Raw genomic sequence first — 21,798 nt, 5'->3', positions numbered from 1 at the left:
TATAAAGATTTAATTTTATGTGGGAAATATGTTATTATAAAGAAATCTAGGTTGTGTTATTGATAAATATTTATTGGTGACAATAACTTAAATTAATATTATTATTTCACATGAGGTGCACAATTAATGGTTAAAATAATGAAACAATATTTATCTGATATCTTATATTGGACAATTAATAATCTCTTTACTACACGATTCAAGAAGCTATTATTGTCTATTTTACCAAGAAAAATAAAAAGTAAGGTTAAAAATGCTATTAGTAAAGGTAACGTACATAAGGCATATAGAAAAATTGATTTATTGAGATATAAATTAAATAATCTCGGATTTACAGAGCAGGCATATAAGGAGCTACTATTGGCTTATGAAGAAAGTCATGATAAGCATTTTAAAAGAACAATTGCATTAGAATTGGCAGTCTGGCATGCTAATCAACAAACTAAAGAAGACGCACGTAAATGTATAGATTATTTACAACGTGTCAAAAAAGGATTAGTTGATAAAGAATTTAAAAAACAAATTGTGATCTTAGAGGTTGAAAGTTTTTTGTTACTTGGTGAGGAAAAAACCGCCATTTCTTTACTGAATAAAATGCTAAAAAGTTATACACATCCGGACCTGTATTTGACGAATGCTAATACCAAAACAGATCTATCCATTCGAATAAATGAAATTAATCAAGCTATGGCATATTATAATATAGCACCTGTTACGCTTAAAGAAATGAATACAGAACAGGCTCCTTATGATCTGTTAAAAGTTGAGAAATCTAACCTTAAAATGATAGAAGACAAACTAAAGGTTACTGTGATAATGCCTGTTTATAACGCTGAAGATGTTATTCATACCTCTATTACTTCAATTCAAAATCAGACTTGGGAGAACCTTGAGATTATTGTTGTTGATGATTGTAGCTCTGATCGTACGGCGGAGATTATTGAGAAATACCAAGAATCGGATGCTAGAATTAAATTTTTAAAATTAACAGAAAATAGTGGTCCTTATGTGGCAAGAAATGAAGCTCTTAACATAGCTACTGGGGAATTTGTTACGATTAATGACGCGGATGATTGGTCCCATCCCGAAAAAATAGAGAAACAAGTTCAGCATCTAGTTAAGAATCCAAAAATTATAGGAAATACATCACAACAAGCTAGAGCATCGGACAATTTATTTTTTAATCGTAGAGGTAAGTTAGGAACATATATTTTTAGTAATATGTCTTCTTTTATGTTTAGAAGAGAAAAAGTATTAGGCAAATTAGGATACTGGGATAGTGTTAGATTTGGAGCAGATTCAGAATTTATAAAACGTATAAAAAAAGTATTTGGGGAGAATAGTATTGTCTTGTTAGAATCAGGACCGCTTTCATTTCAAAGATATTCCTCTAATTCATTAACTGGAAATTCAGCATTTGGTTTCCCAAACTTTTTTATGGGGGCAAGGAAAGAATATCTTGAAGCACAGACGCAGCACCATAACGCAACGGAAGACTTAAAGTATAATTATCCACTAGTTAAGCGTCCTTTTGCTATACCTGAACCCATGCGTCCAGTTAGAGAAATAGATAATAAAAAACAACGCCATTTCGATGTTATTATAGGTTCGGATTTTAGGCTTGATGGTGGATCGACCAAATCAAGTATTGAAGAGATTAAAGCTCAGCTTGAAGTAGGATTAAAGACAGCGATTGTGCAAATTGCGCGTTATGACTATTCGCCAAAGAAAAAAATTAATCCAGAAGTAAGAGAACTTATAAATTCAGGGATGGTTGAACTCATAGTATATGGGGAACATGTTACTTGTGATTTACTTATATTAAGATACCCTCCTATATTGCAAGTAAATCAAAAATATATACCGGATATAATGCCAAATAAGATAGTTGCTATTATTAATCAAACACCGATGAGTGACTATAGTGACAATAAAGAAAAGCGTTATGATATCCCAGTTTGCAACCAACGTATAAAAGATTATTTTGGTAAAAAAGCTAAATGGTACCCTATTGGACCATTAGTTAGAAATGCGTTAATTGAATATCATATCGAGGATTTGAAGACGATAGAGTTATCTGATACTGATTGGTCTAATATCATAGATGTTAATGAGTGGAGAAATAGTAGCCCAGATACCCCATCAATTAATAGCCCAATCATTATAGGCAGACATTCGCGCGGGCAAAAAGTGAAATGGCCAGAGTCAAGAGAAGCGTTAATTCAAGTATATCCAAACACTCCGAAATACAAAGTTTATGTGCTTGGTGGAGCTTCTGTTCCAAAAGAAATGCTTGGTGAATTACCGGATAATTGGGTAGTATATGAATTTGATGAGATCAGTCCAAAAGAATTCCTTGATAAAATAGATGTATTTGTCTATTATACGCATAGTGCTTGGATTGAATCATTTGGTAGGGTAATTATAGAAGCAATGGCTTGTGGTAAACCAGTCATCTTACCACCTCAATACAATATATTATTTGGAGATGCCGCGATTTATTCTACACCAAGTAATTTACAGCAAGAACTAGACAACTTAATTTCTAATCCTAAATATTATAACGAACAAGTAAAGAAAGCTGAAAAATTAATTGAAAATAATTTTAGCTATAAAACGCATATTAATAGGGTAAAGGAATTTATAGTTGATTAAATGGTATTTTGATAAATAAATTATTTAATAATTTGTAAATTTTTAAATAAAAGTAAAAATGTAGTGTGAGATTTAATTGCACTACATTTTTTGGTCTTCAAAAAAACTTCAACTTATGTCGGAGGGGGCACAGACATTATAGCATGGTAGGTAAAAAAACTTGCTCAAGGTAACACATATAAGTTTCCAGACCGCTAAAAAGCATACCTAACGCAGGACAGGATGGGTAGTATACGTAAGTCTTAATCGAACAGAAGTGAAAGCCATAAAAACACCCCAAAAGTTAAATGGATAGGTTAACTTTTGGGGTGTTACTGATTAGAATGTGTATTAATCGTTTCGATTATTTAATTGTTATTTTCAATTGGAGAAGTTTGTGTTTCACCGTCAATATTTGTTTCATATTGGTCAGTTTCATCAATTAAATCTAAATGTGTCTTTAATTTGGTTTGAACCTCAGCTAAATGGGGTTCATCAAGTTGATAATAATAAATATTTTGACCTACAGAATTCTCTAAATAAAGATCACTACCCTCAAGGTTTAAGGTTTCAACATTTAAATGACCAGAAATACCATACGAAATAAAACTTGTCATTTCATTAAAAGTTAAATTAGTGGCCATATTGTCTCCCACTGCATCAATAATATTACCTAAGCGATTAACAGAACCTATTGAGACCGCTTTGTCTAAGATCGATTCCATAATCATTTGCTGACGACGCCCGCGTTCAATATCATTATCCTGTTTTCTTGTTCTTGCTAAGGCCAAAGCCTCTTCACCGTTAACTTGTTGCTCACCAGGTAATAAATGTATAGAATCTCTTCGATCGTAAGAATCCGATTCAGTCAATTCATAAGGAACGTCAACGGTTATGCCACCTAGAGCGTCGACGACATCAACAAAAGCATGAAAATCAAGACGGACAAAGTAATCAACAGGAATATCTAAAAAGCCTTCAACGGCATCAATGGTAGCACGAGAACCACCTCTAGCATGGGCGTGCGTTATTTTATCATTATAACCAACTTCTGGAATATAAACATATGAATCACGAGGAATGCTAAGTAATTTTACGCTATTCTCGTCTTTATTTAATGTTGCTAATACTAAGGCATCTGAAAGTGCATGGCCTTCATTATCTCTATGTTCACTTTGATCAATACCAATAAACAAAATCGATACATGATCTTGTCCAGGGTCAACGTCAATCTCGCGCAGTTCTGAACGGTCTCTGCCATCATCTTCATAGGCATTGTCTACAGCAGTTTGCGCTCGATTTAGCATATTTAAGGCGTAAACAGATGTGGCCGTAACCAAGAGTAAAATTGGTACTAATATAAATAAAATCAGCTTTCGCTTGCGACTTCTTTTTTTAACTTGTCTTTTTATTGCACGTGATCTAACTTGATTATTTTTTTTCATCATTAATCCCCTTAAGTTAACAAAATACATAACACTAACAACTATTGTACTATTATTAAAATGAAAGGTAAATTGCTTTATTCATATATTTAATAGTTGTAACAAATTTGTAAAGTTCTACACTATTAGTCTCTTGTTTTATCGAAAAGTTACAAGTTTTTTATTTTAGTAAGTTTCCAATAAATGCAACATAAAGGATAGTGCTTTTGTTAACAGTGCTTTTAGTTTACCCTTCTTGACCGTATTTAACCAATAAGCCAATATAAACCATCATGGCAATTGATACAGATAAAGCGGCAAATAAATAAATAAATTGATAACCGAGAAATGAGGCAATGAAGCCGAATAGCATGGCACCAGCACCAACACCCAAATCAAATGCTCCAAAAAAAGTTGCATTGGCCATTCCGCGGCGATGGGTTGGTGCGGCATTAATGGCCCAAGCTTGAAGTGCTGGTTGAATGCTACCGAATCCTAGACCATATAAAGCACCTGCCACGAGTAAAGCCCAGCTTCCAGGTAGCCAAAAGAGCATAAGCATTGCTAACACGACTAAAACTGCACCGGGTAAAAAAACATAAATATGCCCCTTTAAGTCATACAACTTTCCGCAGAATGTTTTAGAAATTAATAAAGCAATAGCGTAACATAAGAAATATAGTTCAATGCCTCGAACCCCTTGTTGGTTAGTGTATAGTGGGAGAAAAGATGTGATTCCTCCAAAAGTAACCGTGACAAAGAATAGCAATAAGGAAGGTTTAACGGCACTTTTTTCAAAAATATCAAATTTAACTGTTGTCGATTTATTAGGCATTGCTTCAACTTTCTTATAATTAATTCGTGTCGCTAGTAAGGTAGCGACAAGTCCGAGTGATGCAATAATTAAAAAAAGTGGGGTAAAGTCAAGGGTTCCGGCCAAAGTTAATCCAAGCGTGGGGCCGATAGCAAGGGCAAGATTCCCTGAAAAACCAAAATAGGCCATACCTTCACCACGTCGGTTAAGCGGTGTAAAATCAGTGACGATCGTTCCCGTCGCAGTGGTAGATAGTCCCCAACCAACCCCTTGAACAAGACGCATTATAAGCAGAAATGCGATGGTAGGGACGATCGCATAGGAACCAACAGATAGAACGAAAATAGCCAGGCCAGTCATATAGATGATTTGTCTTCCCTTTGATTCAAGTGCATGTCCTGCATAAGGTCGAAATAATAAAGATGAAAATGTAAAAATACCTGTTATTAAACCAATCATTTGGTCAGTGCCACCAAGTTCTTGAACAAAAAGAGGAATAGTAGGTAAAGTCATTTGAAAGCCTAGAAAGATGAAGAAGTTTGCTACGCAAATCAGGGCAAAGTCTTTCGTCCATATTTTTTCGGCAGTGGCAGCATGATTTATTTGTAAAGCCATAAAGACACTCCTATAAATTATTCGTTATACGAAATATAGTATATATCAAAGCAAGCAAAAAGAAAACTGTCGAAGCGATTCTAATTTTGTCAAAAGTCTCGCTTTTTACAATTTTTATCGCTATAATGGAAAAAATCTTATTTTAAGGGAGGTAATAATAATAGTTAAACGTGACCCCCAGCATATTCAATTAGGGATTCTTTTGCCACGCTTAGATCGATGTGGCACGCATTATCAAAGGCTTACTGTTTTACTTAAAGCACATCGACTTCAGTATCAACGTCGACTTAACTTAGAAACGCGTTACCCGTATTTAAATTTTAATTACACCGAATTTGTTGATGCACTTCTCATTACACCAACCGTATTGTTTATCATTGATCCACAAGCTAATCAAAAGCTGATTTCGATTAAATCACGGCTACCCTCAACGGTAAATATTCCGATCCATCCCTTAACTGATCCTTCTTGTGATATCGCTTCGATTGCCTACCACTATCAAACGGTTTACCTTTCTCCAACTGAATTACGGCACATCAAACAAACCTTCACCCAAAAAAGCACTTGCAAGCGAATTATCGACACGTATCACGTTCCGGACAAAGCAATTAAGAAAGGGGTTTGGTGTCCAGGTTGTCGAACCGTTATGTTAACTTATCAACACCAAGTTTGGTCGTGTTCGAATTGTCATCATCACTACCCACATGCGTATCTTAACACCCTCCGAGAATTTGCCATCCTCTATGGTCCGCATTTGTCACTTAATCAGCTCAATCATTACCTTGGTTTATCTTCTAATCAATCGATTGCTCCTCTGATTCGTGAAGCTAAATTACCTTATATCATAAAAGCCAATCAGCCAATTTATTGCTTAAATCGCTTATTCAGAAAGGGGCCATATTGAGATGATTGAAACTATTTTGACGTTAGAGCAAACGGAACTTCTTCAGCAATTAGAAGTTGTCAGTAGACGTTATCAGAAGCGAGATCAACGGTTTGAACGCATTCAGGACCATTATCGAAGGGAGAAAGCAGGATTTAATGGAGAGAAACAGCTTGATTATTATCTGAAATTGACACCCCTCAGTCAAGCGTGTCAACTTGCTGCCTTACGTCTGCGAGCGGGTGACCACTATTTTCAAATTGATCGCTTAGTATTAACAAGGTCTGCCTGTTACGTCATTGAAGTAAAACATTTAAGCGGACAGGTTTACTTTAACAAGGCGCGACAATTCATTCAGTTATCCAACGGCAATCAGAGAAGTTATCCCGATCCATTGAACCAAGTACAACTACAAAGCAACCAACTAGCCATGTTAATGAGTGACTTAGGTTATTTTCAACTACCGATCCATCCTATGGTCGTGCTTAGTCACGATCAAGTTCTTTTAAATGATAATGAGCACGAAGATCTCATTTTGATTCAGCAGTTACCAGAACGGTTAACAGTATTAGATCAGCGTTATCAAGTAATAACAACGTTTAATCAAATCAGAAAGCTAGCTAATCGCCTTAAACAATTACATGTTAAAAAACAAGAAGATGTACTGGCGAAATACGATATTCCCTTCAGCGAGATTCAAGTGGGTGTCCATTGCAGACATTGCAAAAAAGGACATGTTATACGACTACATGGCAACTGGCAGTGCCCAGTTTGCAAAAATAAGGATGATGATGCTCATTTAGATGCACTACTTGATTATCGGAAGTTAATTTCACGTTATATAACAAATAAACAAGCACGTTACTTTTTAAAAGTTGACTCACCTTATACGATTAGACGATTATTCTTGAAAGCACAGCTACCTTTCCGCGGAAAAGGAAAGCATACACAATATGATTTGAATACACTCATATGAATATGAGCGCTTGCATGACAGCTTTGAATTTCGCATGATCACAAGCAAGGTGGGGATTTCGCATGAAAAGGGAGAGCGATCGCATGAAAGGAGAGAATTTCGCACGAAAAGGAAGAGCGATCGCATGAAAGGAGAGGGTTTCGCACGAAAAGGAAGAGCGATCGCACGAAAGGAGAGAATTTCGCACGAAAAGGAAGAGCGATCGCATGAAAGGAGAGGGTTTCGCATGAAAAGGAAGAGCGATCGCATGAAAGATGTGGATTTCGCACGAAAAGGAAGAGTGATCGCATGAAAGTTGAGAAATTCGCATGAAAAGGAAGAGCGATCGCACGAAAGATGAGAATTTCGCATGAAAAGGAAGAATGATCGCACGAAAGATGTGGGTTTCGCATGAAAAGGAAGAGTGATCGCACGAAAGTTGGGGATTTCGCACGAAAGCATCAAGCGATCACATAAGAAAAGGAACTGGCTTAAGCCAGTTCCTTTATTTCGTCTAAAGCAATAATACGTTGGTTTCGACTACCTCGGAAATCAAGACTAAGATCACGTTCAGCCAAGATAAATGGTCCATCTACTAGGACGTCGCATTGTTTTAATAATTTCGTGTAATCGCCACCCAATTCAAGAAGTTGCTCGAGTGTGTAACCTGTATATGCCCATATGTTTTTCCCGTTTTCTCGTAACCGTTTAGCGACTTCAGCGACTTCACCTGCTTGGAAGAACGGATCACCACCAGATAAGGTGACATCGCATAAAGGGTTGCTCATCACTTCAGCAACAATTTCATCAGCTGACATCTCACTCCCATTGCGAATGTTCCAACTTTCTGGATTGTGACATCCTTTGCAAAAATGGGGGCAGCCAGCAAAGAAGATGACTGTTCGCATCCCTTCACCGTCAACAACAGAGTCATGTAATATATTTAATACACGCATCATCATCACTTTCCTTGGTGTTTAACGCGTTGGCTCTCTTCAGCCCGTTTTGCGGTATTCCATTTTTTCATATCACCAACGAGATAGCCAGTAATTCGACGGATACGCTCAATCTTTTCTTCATCAGCATTATTACAACTTGGACAGCTTTGATTAATAATACCTGTATAGCCACAGTCATTGCAGCGGTCGACAGGGTGATTAATTGAGCCATAGCCAAAATCATGTTCAGCCATCGCTTTGACAAGTGTATCGAGAGCTTTTATATTTTTGGTGACGTCCCCATCACATTCGATATATGAAATGTGCCCACCGTTACAGATTTTATGGAAGGGGCCTTCAAGACGAATTTTTTCGATTGCCCGAATTTGATAGTAAACAGGAATGTGGAATGAGTTTGTATAATAGTCACGCTCTGTAACCCCTGGAATAACACCAAATCTTTCACGGTCTTTTTTCGTAAAGCGACCAGATAATCCTTCTGCTGGTGTGGCGATTAATGAAAAGTTTAAATCATATAGATCAGCAGCTTGATCAACACGTTCACGCATAAATTGAACAATTTGATAACCAAGTTGATAAGCTCGGTCTGACTGGCCATGATGCTCACCTATTAACGCGACTAATGCTTCAGCTAGTCCGATAAATCCGACACTAAGTGTCCCTTGCTTAAGGACTTCTTCAAGTGTGTCAGTTGGTTTTAACTGTTCACTTCCTTTCCATACACCTTGACCATATAAAAAGGAAAAATGCTGAGCTTGTTTTTGCGCTTGAAATTCAAAGCGCTCTAACAATTGTTTAACGACGAGATCAACATAATGACCAAGCTGATCAAAAAAGCCATCGACTGTTTGTGAAACAAGGGCCATTTTAACAAGATTAATCGATGTAAACGACAAGTTTCCTCGTTGAATACTATTTTCATCACCATGACGATTGGCCATTACTCGTGTTCGACAGCCCATGTAAGATACTTCTGATTCTGGTGTACCGTCATAATGTTGGACATTTACACTCGAATCAATAAAGCTAAAGTTAGGAAATAGTCGTTTCGCAGTTGTTTCAAGTGCGAGTTGGTATAAATCATGGTTTGGGTCCTCTTCAAAGAAATTACAACCCTTCTTCATTTTAAAAATTTGAATAGGGAAGATCGGTGTTTCACCATTTCCAAGTCCGGCTTTTGTTGCGCGTAATAAATTTTTAACAAGCATGCGACCTTCTTTGGATGTATCTGTTCCGTAATTGACAGAGACAAACGGAACTTGTCCCCCACCACGTGAATGCATGGAATTACAATTATGTACAAATGCTTCACAAGCTTGATAAGCATCACGATCTGCTTCTTGCCAGGCCGTTTGCTCAAGTTGAGCCTGGTCCCATTCAACCGGATAATTGGCTAAACGCCGCTTATGTTTTAAATAAGACTTGCGCACATATGGTGCTAAGTCATAATCAAACATTGGATAGCTTTGACCACCGTGTTGCATATTTTGATTAGATTGAAAAATAATAGATGACAATGCCATTGCGCTGACAATATCAGCAGGTTCTCGCATATACCCATGCCCAGTATTAAAGCCATCTTTTAAGATCGCTCCAAGCGGGATTTGTGCACATGTGGTTGTTCCTGTCGGCATAAAGTCGAGATCATGTGGGTGAATAAAATTATTATCCATTGCCTCAAGCACATCTGAACTCAATAATTCACGTTTGGCATAATGCTTAGCTGCCTCAGAGCCAAACTTGGACATTTGTCCCATTGGTGATTGCCCATCGACATTGGCATTTTCCTGTATTAAGTCTTGATTACTAGCATCGACAATCTCGCTAAGAGCAGTCATTAATTGATCATTGCTTTGATTTGTCATTGTTGGTGTTTGCATACCATCCACTCCTGACACTATATATTGTATAAAATAAAAGGTTTCAACACAACATCTTGTATTGAAACCTAGTTTAGCATATTCATTTTTCTCTGAACAGTTGCATAAATCACAAAAAATGATCAATAATCATTAAAATCCAACAGTGCCAATCTTTTGCGAGATTGTGACAATTTTGTGTCTGATGGATCATTATAAAACGATCCTTCAAGCAGTAGGGATTCGTTCTTTCCCACTGCTTGATGGTTGAGTTAGCTTTCGTTAACTCCCGCCTATATTAGATGAGCGCTATTCTCTATTTTGTAGCGGACGTTTATATGTGATAAGCGAAAACGATCGTTAATTAAAAGTGAAAGGGCATGTCGAAAAGCCCAGAAAGGAAATCAGCAAATATTAGTTCCCCGAACACTAAAAAGAAAATATATAATCCGACATAAAATAAGAGCACCATATAAGTCACGTCAATATTTTTTTTGTGATCATAAATTTCTCTAAGCACAAAGAATTGACTAACAATATGAATTAGAAAAATTAATAGCGAAATAAAAATTAGCATGTTACTTAGCTCAACACCACCTAATAAAACGATCAGCACTGAGACCAGAGCAATTACCGTTGGTAACACTTGTAAAGCGGCGAAATGGGTTAGTGTCTGGATGTAACTTACTTTTATCTTAAATAATGCCGTAATTCCAAATGTAATAAGAACCATAAATGCAAGTAGAATAAGAGAATAAAAGAATGGTTTCATAGCTATATCCCAAAATGACGGTCTTAAAAAGCCATAGGTGTAATTTAAGATCATTATATAGGATTGTAATGCGAATAAGAAACCAAATAATACAAGTGTAATAATACTATTAATCGTATCATCACGTTGATCGGTCATTCGAAGACTTGTTTGAAAAGGTTGCTTAAGTGCACTGAGGGTAAATTGCCAATACTTCTGACTTACCTCTTTACTCTTTTCTAGAAAAGCATTCTCATTTGCCGCTTGATTTTGTTGTTCCGCTTGTACCTGAGAACTTGTTTCAGCACTCTCTTGTGGATTAAACTCACTTGTTGGTGTATGCGCAACAGGTTGTTGCTCTGATACGTGTTCTGTTGTTGATTCCTCTTGAACTTTGGCCCCGCAATGTGTGCAGAAAAGGGCATCATGGTCAAGAGTGGCTTGACATTTAGGACAATTCATAAATCCATCTCTCTCCTTTGAAAAAATAGTGACTTTGCCTATTATAGCGAAAATAATCTGTATAAGCCAGACCTAAATTAGTCATGGGTAATCTGTTCAGTATTTATGCTATCGAAACCAAATGTCGACCAATAGTCATGAATAAGCCATTGATCTTGCGCTTGATCATAAATGAGTTCAAGTTGAACGGTATCTTCCAGATCTTCTTGATCTTGTTCTGCTAAATCGTCTTCAGAATCAGATTCAGCTATTTGAAAGTGATACTTAACATCAACATTTGTATAGTATGCCTTCTCGTCTTCATCGTACCATACGTAAAAGCTGTCTAAATCGATTAGTGTCTCACTATGTGATGCTCGCCAATACACATCACTCTCAATCATATTCTCAATGCTGTCTAGCAAATATTCCTCTAATACCCACTCATCTGTTACGCTAAAGTATTCAGCATCGCGTTCAACATGTGCCACAATAAATTCTGTACCAAATCGGTCCCCCACCTCAATTATCGCCTTTTTTGCTGCTTCATTTAAGGGTGCGTCAACATCTAAGTGCAGAATCGATGTGTCAACTGAACTTTGATTAGACTGGAATTCTCCCCATGGAAAAGAGAGTAGCGCATAAGCTGAGTTAACTTTATCGAGTGAAACCGGACCATAGCTATATTGATCATCAAGCTCTACTTCCTGATCATTAATATAGTATTGTACCTCCTCAGCAATCGAGCTATAGTCAACAGAGAAACGTACAGCGTCAGCTGAGAGATAAAACTCGATATAAGGGGTATCTTGATTATTTGTAAAAAGCTCCAATTCCCTTGTATCAGTTAAGTAGGCAAATTCACTTTCAAATTCCGCTTCAAGAAAATACAGTCCTGGTAATAGTGGACCAATTTCAACTGTTTGATATTCTTGATCAGTTGTTGCGACTGTCTCACCATTTAATTGAATCGCTGTATCAGCGTAATTCGCATAGACATCAATCGTAAATGGCTCAACAACAATTTGATAGTGATTAAAAAGAAACATGGAGTCTTCTTCAATGTCAAATGGGAAAAAGTCATCTAAGTCCCCTTCAAGTTCACCGTTATATTTCGTACGGAGGTTTTCCGCTAACGTGCTTGCACGCATTTCATACTGTTCAAGATATTCGAAAAGAGGCTCAATACGATCTGCATCAATTTCTAAATCTTGATTATTAGTTGTAAGCATAGATGCTAGTGCGTCGGCATCACGCTCAGTTATTGCTGTTTCAAATCGATTGATCAAACGTTCGACACTCATGAAATGTTGGCTTATTTGATAGATTACAATGGAAAAAATTATAATAGCGATAAGCGAAAAGCCAATGACTTTTTGTTTTTTACTTGCTTGTTTAATTCTTTTACTGATCGGTTGTTTTGGTTCGGTTGCTGTCAGCGCTTGTTGAACCGTTTGAATAGGAGTCCCACACCCTTTACAAAATCGATCTTGTTCATTAAGCTGATGGCCACAATGTTTACAATAATTCATTTCATCATCCTTTGTTAAAAGTAGTTAATGTCATTGGTGCTGTTCTAAAGAAGTAGGGCGCCCTAAAAAGTAACCTTGACCATAGTCAACACCAAGTTGACAAGCCAGTTTATATTCTTGACTCGTTTCAATGCCTTCTAAAATTAAACCAATCCCCTGACTTTGACTATAATCCCGAAAAAATTGAATCAATGCTTTCTTTTTACATGATTGTTGAAGTTGTGCACTGAATAAGCGATCCAATTTAATGTAGTCAAAATCCAATCCAATCAGGACATCAAAATTAGCATAGCCTTTACCTAAATCATCTAAAGCAAAGTAGAGCCCTTTTGCTTTTAGTTGATCGATGCGATAGTAAAGGTTAGCTAACTGATCCATACGCTCAGACTCGGAAATTTCAAATACAATTTGACTGGCTAATAATTGGTGGTGTTCAAGTACCTGTTCAATAAAAGCAGGAAAGCGGTCGTTTACTAATGTAGAGGGCAATACATTAACGAATAACCGTTCGTGACTCCGACTAATAGTCGAAGTAGCAAAAGTGGTGATTGCTTTCTTAATAGAAGCTGTATCAAGCTGATACAACCGTCCACGACGTCTGGCTGCTTCAAAAGCTAATTCAGGATTTGGGAAATCAGTCGATCTTAATAATGCTTCAACACCTAAACATTTATCGGCCTGAAGATAATAAATAGGTTGAAAATGATGATAAAACCTCTGTTCGTCAATAAATCGATCAATCAACATAACTTAGCGCCCCCTAAGACCTTTTTTTTACAACTATGTATAATAAAACTATGCACCATTACAAGTATACCAAAATCACTAAGTTTTCCAATAAAATCGACAAAATAAGAACAATTTACCCATAATTCCTCTGGCCGATGTGACATAAGTCCCCATTTTTAATGTTAAATAGTGTTAAAATTAAAAATGACTAATATACCCCCCAATTCGACAATCAATTATGCTATAATGTTTTCTGTGTAATAGAATCATTGTTGAATGAAGTAGGCAGTGAAAGCGAAAGCGTTTAAGCAGGAGGGCTTTATATATGGAGGAAACTATCTCACTAAAAGAAATCGTCCTAGTCATTAGAAAGCGACTCGGTCTTATTTTATCATTAACCATTGGAGCTGCACTGATTAGTGGGCTGGTGACGTTATTCTTTATTACGCCGATTTATCAGGCGAACTCACAATTTTTAGTTAATCAAAATAATGCACAAACAGATTCAGCAGTTGAGTTAAATGACATACGTACAAATGTCGAACTCATTAATACTTATAATGTCATTATTAAAAGTAACCGCATTTTAAACGAAGTGATTGAAGAATTAAATCTAACCATTTCTTCAAATGTATTGAGTGATAAATTATCAGTTGGAAATGAAGATAATTCACAAGTTGTTACGGTGACAGCAACAGATCCGGACCCAGCAATGGCTGTTTCAATAGCGAATACCGTCGTTGAAGTGTTTCAGGATCAAATTGATGAACTTATGAATGTCGATAATGTCAGCATTTTAAATGAAGCACAATTATCTGCTAACCCGTCACCAGTGAGTCCAAATCTCACATTAAATGTGGCGATTGCCTTTGTATTAGGTGCTATGGTAGGTATAGGTCTTGCCTTTTTACTTGAATTTTTAGATGCATCTATAAAAACAGAAGATGATGTTGAAAAGGTACTGTCCTTGCCAGTTATCGGTGTTATATCACACATAAACGATCGTGATTTAGCTGTGTCAAGTCATGTAGCGGCACGAACGATGAGAGAGAGGGGTAGCCTACATGGCAAAGCGAAAAAAACTAGTTAATCATAATGTGCGTCATTTAATTACAAAGCTTAATCCACGATCACCAATATCTGAACAATACCGGACGATTAGAACAAACTTGCAATTTGCTGCTGTGGATGAAGCCCTTGATACGATGCTTGTCACTTCAGCTGGTCCCTCTGAAGGAAAGTCTTCAACGGTCGCTAATTTAGCAATTGTTTTTGCGCAACAAGAAAAGAAAGTCTTGCTTGTTGATGCTGACATGCGTAAACCCACGGTACATTACACTTTTCGTGTCGACAATCGTCGAGGGTTAAGTAGTGTATTGGTAGGGGAAATCTCCCTACTTGAAGCGCTAACGAAGTCGGATATTGATGGCTTAGATATTCTATCTTCCGGTCCGATTCCACCAAACCCATCAGAATTACTGGGATCAAAGGCGATGCAGCAAGTTATTGAAGAAGCGAAAGGTCATTATGACTTGATTATTTTTGATACACCACCGGTTTTGGCTGTGACCGATGCGCAAATTTTAGCGAATGTGGTAGATGGGTCTTTACTTGTGGTACGAAGTAAACAGACCGACCAAGACTCAGCAACTAAGGCGAAAGAATTGCTTGAACCTGCCAAGTCCAAGTTGTTAGGCGTTGTCCTCAATGATCGTGAAGTTACGAAGAATCAGTATTATTACTACGGGGAATAAAAAAATATAGAAACTGATGATAAGGCTCTCACTACTAAAAGGTGGTGGGAGCTTTTGTATTAAGTGAAAAACTTGTTTTTTATCACGGATAACCGTACGCCAAACGTTCGCCTCGGAGTAGAGAACGGGGCTCAGATTTACCCAATTAACAATAACCGGATGGGTAAGATCGTAGACTAAAACTGCCACATCTTTAAGAAGGGTTAAGAACGCAACGTCTGCCTGACCTACATCCTGTAGCCTTCCTCGCACTGATTAAAGTTTCGTTTTACTCGCTAGCTTAAAATGATGATCAGTTGATCTGCTCGAACATTTGTATGTGATAGGGGAAGTAGAAAGATCTTCTGATTTGAGCTTATTTGATCGTTGCGTCTTATCTAAGGTTTCGGTATAATGAAAATAACAAAAAAAGTATAGGATACAAGCCTTCAAGGGGAGCTGAATTGGTCAGCTGAGATTGAACACGTCATGTTCTGACCCTATGAACCTGTTAGTTAGTACTAGCGTAGGGATGGTGGCTTTTTTGATGGCACGAATGAAGCAATGTAAGAGGGTCCTCCATCAGGAAGCATCCCCTTGGCATTGCTTTTTTTGTGTGCTCTAGAGAGGATTGTACTTTCTAAGCGTAAATAGATAAATGCAGTTTTTGAGAAAGTGCGTTTTTCGAATAGTCAGATTTACTGCTTAGCTTAGCAAATTTATTAACGATTTAGGAGGAAAAAACCATTGCAATCAAAACGAACATTATTTTTAATTGAAATTGCTATCTTCACAGCACTTGCACTTGCGTTAGACTTATTACCTTTTCTATCATTTAAAGTATGGGCACAAGGTGGATCAATATCATTTGCGATGATCCCGATTTTTATTGTTGCTTTTCGTTGGGGATTAAAAGGGGGGTTGCTTGCAGGTTTCCTTTATGGGATGTTGCAAATTGCAACAGGAACGGCTTGGATCGCCCACCCTGTTCAAGGTGCTCTGGATTACCCCGTTGCCTTCACGGTACTTGGCTTAGCCGGTCTATTTGCGCCTGCGGTCCAGTCAGCTTTGAAGAATGACAACACGAAACGCTTTATTGGTATGGTTACACTAGGTGTACTTGTGGGAGTTTTATTACGGTTTGTTGCCCACTATCTAGCGGGTGTTGTTTTCTTTGAATCATTAATTGACGGCATGAATATTTGGATGTACTCACTTGTTTATAACGGCTCATACTTATTGCCATCTTTCTTTATCAACGTACTTGCTGTGAGCTTCCTATTCAATAAACGACCGAGTCTAGTTGCAACAACAGCTTAAATTTCTGTTATCATCATAGGACCCGTAAGAACTGCCTAATTACAGGTGGTTCTTTTTTTAAATCCTCGCTTTTCGAGCGAACGCACGAAAAGGTGGGGATTTCGCATGAAAGTATCGAGCGAACACACGAAAAGTGAGAATATCGCATGAAAGTATGGAGCGAACGCATGAAAAACGAGGAAATCGCATGAAAGTATGGAGCGAACGCATGAAAAACGAGGAAATCGCATGAAAGTATGGAGCGAACGCACGAAAAGTGAGAATATCGCATGAAAGTATGGAGCGAACGCACGAAAAACGAGAGTATCGCACGAAAGTATCGATCGTTCGCGGGTAAAAGGAATTCCTGCGCCTTGGTCGGGATATGATATATGGTAAATTCTTTACTTATTTTGGGGTTTGTGGTAGATTCTTAAGTAATGGGTAAAAAGGACTGTTTAATATATAAAATAGAAATTTTGGTTGATATGATTTTTTTGAAGATCTTGCTATAATATGTTAAATACAGCAATTTTACTTCCTTAGTACACAATTTGGCTTATACATCAATAGGAAGGTAACAAGTTTTGATTAAGATTGGAAGAATTCAGAGAGGATGTTTTCCATGATTGATACACATTGTCACCTACTTCCCAACCTTGATGATGGCCCCACTCACTTGGGGGAAAGTGTTGCAATGGCAAGGATTGCTGCTAGTGAAGGTATTAATACGATTATTGCCACACCGCACCATAAGAATAGTCATTTTAACAATCCGAAAGCCAATATATTAGAGGAAGTATGTGCGTTAAATGATCGCCTAGAGATTGAAGGGATAAAAGTAACGGTGATACCAGGACAAGAAGTTTTTCTTTATCGCGACATGATTAGAGATCACGAACACGGTCACTTATTAGAGATTAATCAAAATAGTGGTTATATCTATGTTGAATTACCATCTGGAGCGATTCCACGCGAAACTGATACACTGTTATTTGAACTACAAGTTCATGGTTTGACGCCAATTATCACGCAGCCCGAGCGTAATAAGACGTTCTATCAACATCCCAATCTACTTTATGAATGGATTCGAAATGGTACATTGGCGCAAGTTTCAACACAAAGTCTCGTTGGGAAATATGGTAAGAAAGTAAAAAAATTCTCAGCAGAAATATTAGATGCAGGACTCGCTCACTTAATAGGTTCTGATGCTAAGCAACAATCGGAGTCAGCCTTTTGCATGAAGGAAGCACATCAACTCATTAAAAAGCAACATAGCGAACGAACCCTCAATATTCTAAATGAAAATGCTTCAGCTTTAATTGATGGACAAATGCTTGAGGTTGAACAACCTAAGCGCTTTAAAAAAAGGAAGCTGTTTGATTTATTTTAGGGCACTTAGAAGGATGAAGTGGGTTAGTTAGAAAATTAAGCTTATTTTACCATTAACTTTAATACATTCAACGCTTAAAAAATGTTAGCTGAGGTTCCAATTGCTAAAAGAAACTGCTATACTTTTAGTGTTGGTTTCAAACGTAGTTAAACAAGATATAAACGAAGGGAGTGTGTTGCATTTGATCGACATACACTGTCATATATTACCTGACGTTGATGATGGGGCAAAACAGATTGAAGATAGTCTAGCTATGGCAAGAGAAGCTGTTAGTCAAGGCATACACACGATTATTGCAACACCTCATCATAAAAATGGTCAATATGAAAATAATAAGCCATCCATTTTACAATATGTAAAGCAATTAAATGAAAAGCTTAATGAAGTCGATATCCCACTAACGATTTTGCCAGGACAAGAAATACGGATTTATGGTGAAATGGTTGAGGGTTTTGAACAGGGCGAATTGTTAACCTTAAATGAAACGAGTCAATATGCATTTATAGAGTTACCAACTAATCATGTGCCAAGATATACGGAAAAGCTATTATTTGACTTGCAAGTTCATAATGTGACACCGATTATTGTTCATCCAGAACGGAATACAGAATTATTGGAACACCCTAATCATCTTTATGATTTTGTCCGTAATGGCGTATTAACACAAGTAACTGCAGCAAGTCTTGTTGGTAAATTCGGTAAAAAAATCAAGAAATTTTCTCATGAGCTGATTGAAGCAAATTTAACACATTTTATTGCCTCAGATGCTCATAATATCAGGTCGCGAAGCTTTATGATGGCGGAGGCTACAGAGCAATTTAAGGAGTTATATGGTCAGCACCACTTGTATACCTTCATGGAAAATGCTCAATTATTAATAGATGGCGATATAATTTATGTAGATGAGCCACAACGCATTAAGAAGAAAAAGTTTTTAGGTATGTTCTAAATAGTAATCATTTTATTAAAAGGAGTCGATATTATAATGAAGAAAGTAAAAAAAGCAATTATTCCAGCAGCTGGTTTAGGGACACGTTTTTTACCAGCTACGAAGGCCATGCCAAAAGAAATGTTACCGATTGTTGATAAGCCAACGATCCAATATATTGTTGAAGAGGCAGTTGCTTCAGGGATTGAGGATATTATTATTGTGACAGGTAAAGGGAAGCGTGCGATTGAAGACCATTTTGATTTCGCTCCTGAACTTGAGCAAAATTTAAAAGAAAAGAATAAACTCGATTTATTACATAAAGTTGAGCAGTCGACGAATTTGGCTGATATTCATTATATTCGTCAAAAGGAACCGAAAGGCTTAGGACATGCTGTTTGGTGTGCACGTAAGTTTATTGGTGATGAGCCATTTGCTGTGTTGCTAGGAGACGATATTGTCCAAAGTGATGTACCATGCCTAAAACAATTGATTAATCAATATGAAGAAACAGAATCATCCGTTATTGGGGTTCAGCAAGTGCCAGAGGACCGCACTGATCGTTATGGGATTGTTGATCCGGGTGATAAAATTGGCCGTCGCTATCAAGTTAACCACTTTGTTGAGAAGCCTGCCTTAGGTACAGCGCCATCTAATTTAGCTATTATGGGGCGTTATGTCTTTACGCCAGAGATTTTCCGCTTCTTAGATCGTCAGCAAATTGGTGCTGGAGGAGAGATACAGTTAACAGATGCGATTCAAATGTTAAATGAGATTCAAAAGGTTTATGCCTATGATTTTGAGGGGCACCGCTTTGATGTGGGTGAACAACTTGGTTTTGTTCAAACAACGATTGAATTTGCATTGCAAAATAAAGAAATTGGTGCTGATGTCAAAAAAATGTTGCTTGAGTTGGTTGAGCAATTTCAAGTGAAGCAATAATTGAAATGGTGCAGTGCTTTTCTTTGCACTGCATCAATTTCTTCTTAGATAGATGAATTTTTAAAAAGGAGCTCGCCCTATGTCTTATCGAAACAGGATGATTTTGCTTATAATACTAGATTCACTAGCTGTAGGCTCAACAATTGTAATTGCTTCATGGGTAGTTTATCCATCGATGACAGTATGGTCGTCTACTACGGTATCTGTGAGTGTATTAGCTTTATTATTTTTTCATCATCTCTATGCATTCTTATTCAAGCTTTATCATAAGGTATGGGCTTATGCGAGTGTGAATGAACTTAAAGCGATAGTCTATGCCGTCTCTCTCTCCGTTTTTTCAACAGCTATTATTCAATTTTTTATTAATCATTTTTCGGTTTATCGACGTGCACTGATTATTACTTGGCTATTACATGTGACCTTTATTGGTGGCTCACGCTTTATTTGGCGCTTATTCAGGGATCGTTACATTAACACTGGAAAGAAGCGGAAAAGAACATTAATTGTGGGTGCCGGGGCGGCTGGAGCGATGATTGCTCGTCAGCTAACAACGGGACCTAATGATTCTGACCTTTATCCTGTTGCTTTTGTTGATGACGATCTATTTAAACAAAAAATGCACATCTTTGATATCCGTGTTGCTGGAACAACCGCTGATATTGCAAAAGTGGTTGAAATGAAAAAAATTGATCATATTATTATTGCAATCCCTTCATTGCGAAATGGTGAGCTGACTGAAATTATAGCAAGCTGTAATGAAACAGAGGCAAAGGTGCAAATTTTGCCGAAAATTGAAGATATTGCGACTGGGCGTGTATCAGTTAAAGCATTGCGCAATGTTGATGTTGAGGATGTCTTAGGTCGTCCACCCGTTGAATTAGATATCCAAGCGATTTCACAATATGTTTCTTGCCGTACAATAATGGTCACAGGGGCAGGGGGCTCAATCGGCTCAGAAATTTGCCGTCAATTGATGCGCTTTAATCCAGATCGAATCCTATTAGTCGGACATGGTGAGTTTAGCATCTATTCGATTGATATGGAGTTACGCCAAGCTTTTTCTGGAACAGAAACAGAAATTATTCCAATAATCGGTGATGTTCAAGACCGAGCGCGGATATTTGAGATTGTCGGTGATTATCAACCGAGCATTATTTATCATGCAGCTGCTCATAAACATGTACCACTGATGGAATATAATCCACATGAAGCAATTAAGAATAACGTGATTGGCACCAAAAATGTTGCTGAAGCTGCAGACACTTATAATATTGATACATTTGTTCTTGTGTCAACAGATAAGGCGGTCAACCCAACAAATGTGATGGGTGCAACCAAACGGATTGCTGAGATGGTAATTCAGGATTTAGCAGCTAGGAGTGAAACGAAGTTTGTTGCTGTGCGATTTGGTAATGTACTCGGTAGTCGCGGGTCAGTTATTCCACTTTTTAAAAAACAGATCGCCAATGGTGGTCCCGTTACTGTTACGCATCCAGATATGACTCGTTATTTTATGACGATCCCAGAAGCATCGCGTTTAGTTATTCAAGCAGGTACACTAGCCAAAGGTGGCGAAATCTTCGTATTAGATATGGGTGAACCTGTTAAAATTGTTGATTTAGCCCAAAACATTATTAAACTATCAGGTTTTAGCTTAGATGATATTCCGATTGAATTTACAGGCATTCGGCCTGGAGAAAAGATGTATGAAGAATTACTTGATGATGATGAAATTCATCCAGGTGAAATTTTCGAAAAAATTTATGTTGGACGCACGAGGCTAGTCGATACCACAGAACTATTACGGTTAATTGACCAATTTGATCAATATAATCAACAACAACTGAAGGATGAACTTATGCGGATTGTCTATGCTGATCAAGAAGTTAAATCGAGCATTTCTTAAA

17 protein-coding genes and 1 riboswitch are annotated in these 21,798 nt (G+C 37.4%); of the genes, 10 read left to right on the top strand and 7 right to left on the bottom strand.

Going from position 1 to position 21,798, the window contains the following annotated elements; genetic code table 11:
• The first annotated feature begins 126 nt into the window (after positions 1-126).
• Positions 127-2,655, top strand: coding sequence for a glycosyltransferase (locus B494_RS0103615; RefSeq protein ID WP_017471004.1), 2,529 nt, complete (start codon positions 127-129; stop codon positions 2,653-2,655).
• 347 nt (positions 2,656-3,002) lie between these two features.
• On the opposite strand, the gene B494_RS0103610 is transcribed toward B494_RS0103615, so the two are convergent.
• Positions 3,003-4,079, bottom strand: a complete 1,077-nt coding sequence (locus B494_RS0103610) for an LCP family protein (protein WP_017471003.1) — start codon at positions 4,077-4,079, stop codon at positions 3,003-3,005.
• Between the two features lie 226 nt (positions 4,080-4,305).
• Positions 4,306-5,487, bottom strand: a complete 1,182-nt coding sequence (locus B494_RS0103605) for an MFS transporter (protein WP_017471002.1) — start codon at positions 5,485-5,487, stop codon at positions 4,306-4,308.
• Between the two features lie 202 nt (positions 5,488-5,689).
• Between B494_RS0103605 and B494_RS0103600 the strand changes: the two genes are divergently transcribed.
• Together B494_RS0103600 and B494_RS0103595 are read left to right on the top strand one after the other, a co-directional pair.
• Complete coding sequence (locus B494_RS0103600) at positions 5,690-6,391, top strand: hypothetical protein (protein ID WP_017471001.1); 702 nt, start codon at positions 5,690-5,692, stop codon at positions 6,389-6,391.
• Position 6,392: 1 nt separating this feature from the next.
• The gene (locus B494_RS0103595; protein WP_017471000.1) at positions 6,393-7,346 is read left to right on the top strand and encodes a nuclease-related domain-containing protein; all 954 of its coding nucleotides are present in this window, start codon (positions 6,393-6,395) and stop codon (positions 7,344-7,346) included.
• 470 nt (positions 7,347-7,816) lie between these two features.
• Here the strand turns inward: B494_RS0103595 and nrdG are convergent, their stop codons facing one another.
• From nrdG to B494_RS0103565, 5 genes are all read right to left on the bottom strand, one after another.
• Positions 7,817-8,281, bottom strand: coding sequence for an anaerobic ribonucleoside-triphosphate reductase activating protein (gene nrdG / locus B494_RS0103585; RefSeq protein WP_026065136.1), 465 nt, complete (start codon positions 8,279-8,281; stop codon positions 7,817-7,819).
• A gap of 5 nt (positions 8,282-8,286) precedes the next feature.
• Complete coding sequence (locus B494_RS0103580; protein ID WP_017470997.1) at positions 8,287-10,164, bottom strand: anaerobic ribonucleoside triphosphate reductase; 1,878 nt, start codon at positions 10,162-10,164, stop codon at positions 8,287-8,289.
• Between the two features lie 343 nt (positions 10,165-10,507).
• Positions 10,508-11,356, bottom strand: coding sequence for a zinc ribbon domain-containing protein (locus tag B494_RS0103575; protein ID WP_017470996.1), 849 nt, complete (start codon positions 11,354-11,356; stop codon positions 10,508-10,510).
• 77 nt (positions 11,357-11,433) lie between these two features.
• Positions 11,434-12,867 carry a zinc ribbon domain-containing protein gene (locus tag B494_RS0103570; protein WP_017470995.1) on the bottom strand — a complete coding sequence of 478 codons (1,434 nt, stop codon included), beginning with the start codon at positions 12,865-12,867 and terminating at the stop codon, positions 11,434-11,436.
• 30 nt (positions 12,868-12,897) lie between these two features.
• Positions 12,898-13,614: an EAL domain-containing protein gene (locus B494_RS0103565; protein WP_017470994.1), complete on the bottom strand. Its 717-nt coding sequence runs from the start codon at positions 13,612-13,614 to the stop codon at positions 12,898-12,900.
• 307 nt (positions 13,615-13,921) lie between these two features.
• Here B494_RS0103565 and B494_RS0103555 point away from each other — a divergent pair, with 307 nt between their 5' ends.
• The 7 genes from B494_RS0103555 to B494_RS0103525 all read left to right on the top strand — a co-directional run bounded on the left by B494_RS0103555 (position 13,922) and on the right by B494_RS0103525 (position 21,797).
• On the top strand, positions 13,922-14,686 hold the full coding sequence (locus tag B494_RS0103555) for a YveK family protein (RefSeq protein ID WP_017470992.1): 765 nt from the start codon (positions 13,922-13,924) through the stop codon (positions 14,684-14,686).
• Positions 14,661-15,350 (top strand): CpsD/CapB family tyrosine-protein kinase, encoded by a 690-nt coding sequence (locus B494_RS0103550; protein ID WP_017470991.1) that lies wholly within the window; start codon positions 14,661-14,663, stop codon positions 15,348-15,350. The genes B494_RS0103555 and B494_RS0103550 overlap by 26 nt, the downstream gene beginning before the upstream one ends.
• 421 nt (positions 15,351-15,771) lie before the next feature.
• A riboswitch (TPP riboswitch) is annotated at positions 15,772-15,879 on the top strand.
• Between the two features lie 197 nt (positions 15,880-16,076).
• Complete coding sequence (gene thiT, locus B494_RS0103545; RefSeq protein WP_017470990.1) at positions 16,077-16,649, top strand: energy-coupled thiamine transporter ThiT; 573 nt, start codon at positions 16,077-16,079, stop codon at positions 16,647-16,649.
• Between the two features lie 604 nt (positions 16,650-17,253).
• Positions 17,254-18,021: a tyrosine-protein phosphatase gene (locus B494_RS0103540; protein ID WP_017470989.1), complete on the top strand. Its 768-nt coding sequence runs from the start codon at positions 17,254-17,256 to the stop codon at positions 18,019-18,021.
• Between the two features lie 181 nt (positions 18,022-18,202).
• Positions 18,203-18,970 (top strand): tyrosine-protein phosphatase, encoded by a 768-nt coding sequence (locus tag B494_RS0103535; RefSeq protein WP_017470988.1) that lies wholly within the window; start codon positions 18,203-18,205, stop codon positions 18,968-18,970.
• Between the two features lie 36 nt (positions 18,971-19,006).
• Positions 19,007-19,891, top strand: a complete 885-nt coding sequence (gene galU, locus B494_RS0103530) for a UTP--glucose-1-phosphate uridylyltransferase GalU (protein ID WP_017470987.1) — start codon at positions 19,007-19,009, stop codon at positions 19,889-19,891.
• A 79-nt stretch (positions 19,892-19,970) separates the two neighbouring features.
• Complete coding sequence (locus B494_RS0103525; RefSeq protein WP_017470986.1) at positions 19,971-21,797, top strand: polysaccharide biosynthesis protein; 1,827 nt, start codon at positions 19,971-19,973, stop codon at positions 21,795-21,797.
• The last annotated feature ends 1 nt before the right edge of the window (position 21,798 follow it).

This window comes from Amphibacillus jilinensis Y1, assembly GCF_000306965.1.
Lineage (GTDB): Bacteria > Bacillota > Bacilli > Bacillales > Amphibacillaceae > Amphibacillus_C > Amphibacillus_C jilinensis.
This window is presented reverse-complemented; position numbering and strand designations above follow the sequence as displayed.

What these genes read in the sequence shown, in the direction of transcription:
- B494_RS0103615 (WP_017471004.1), top strand. Translation starts at nt 127, where the DNA reads ATGGTTAAAATAATGAAACAATATTTATCTGATATCTTATATTGGACA.
- B494_RS0103610 (WP_017471003.1), bottom strand. Translation starts at nt 4,079, where the DNA reads ATGAAAAAAAATAATCAAGTTAGATCACGTGCAATAAAAAGACAAGTT.
- B494_RS0103605 (WP_017471002.1), bottom strand. Translation starts at nt 5,487, where the DNA reads ATGGCTTTACAAATAAATCATGCTGCCACTGCCGAAAAAATATGGACG.
- B494_RS0103595 (WP_017471000.1), top strand. Translation starts at nt 6,393, where the DNA reads ATGATTGAAACTATTTTGACGTTAGAGCAAACGGAACTTCTTCAGCAA.
- nrdG (WP_026065136.1), bottom strand. Translation starts at nt 8,281, where the DNA reads ATGCGTGTATTAAATATATTACATGACTCTGTTGTTGACGGTGAAGGG.
- B494_RS0103580 (WP_017470997.1), bottom strand. Translation starts at nt 10,164, where the DNA reads ATGCAAACACCAACAATGACAAATCAAAGCAATGATCAATTAATGACT.
- B494_RS0103575 (WP_017470996.1), bottom strand. Translation starts at nt 11,356, where the DNA reads ATGAATTGTCCTAAATGTCAAGCCACTCTTGACCATGATGCCCTTTTC.
- B494_RS0103570 (WP_017470995.1), bottom strand. Translation starts at nt 12,867, where the DNA reads ATGAATTATTGTAAACATTGTGGCCATCAGCTTAATGAACAAGATCGA.
- B494_RS0103565 (WP_017470994.1), bottom strand. Translation starts at nt 13,614, where the DNA reads ATGTTGATTGATCGATTTATTGACGAACAGAGGTTTTATCATCATTTT.
- B494_RS0103555 (WP_017470992.1), top strand. Translation starts at nt 13,922, where the DNA reads ATGGAGGAAACTATCTCACTAAAAGAAATCGTCCTAGTCATTAGAAAG.
- B494_RS0103550 (WP_017470991.1), top strand. Translation starts at nt 14,661, where the DNA reads ATGGCAAAGCGAAAAAAACTAGTTAATCATAATGTGCGTCATTTAATT.
- B494_RS0103540 (WP_017470989.1), top strand. Translation starts at nt 17,254, where the DNA reads ATGATTGATACACATTGTCACCTACTTCCCAACCTTGATGATGGCCCC.
- galU (WP_017470987.1), top strand. Translation starts at nt 19,007, where the DNA reads ATGAAGAAAGTAAAAAAAGCAATTATTCCAGCAGCTGGTTTAGGGACA.
- B494_RS0103525 (WP_017470986.1), top strand. Translation starts at nt 19,971, where the DNA reads ATGTCTTATCGAAACAGGATGATTTTGCTTATAATACTAGATTCACTA.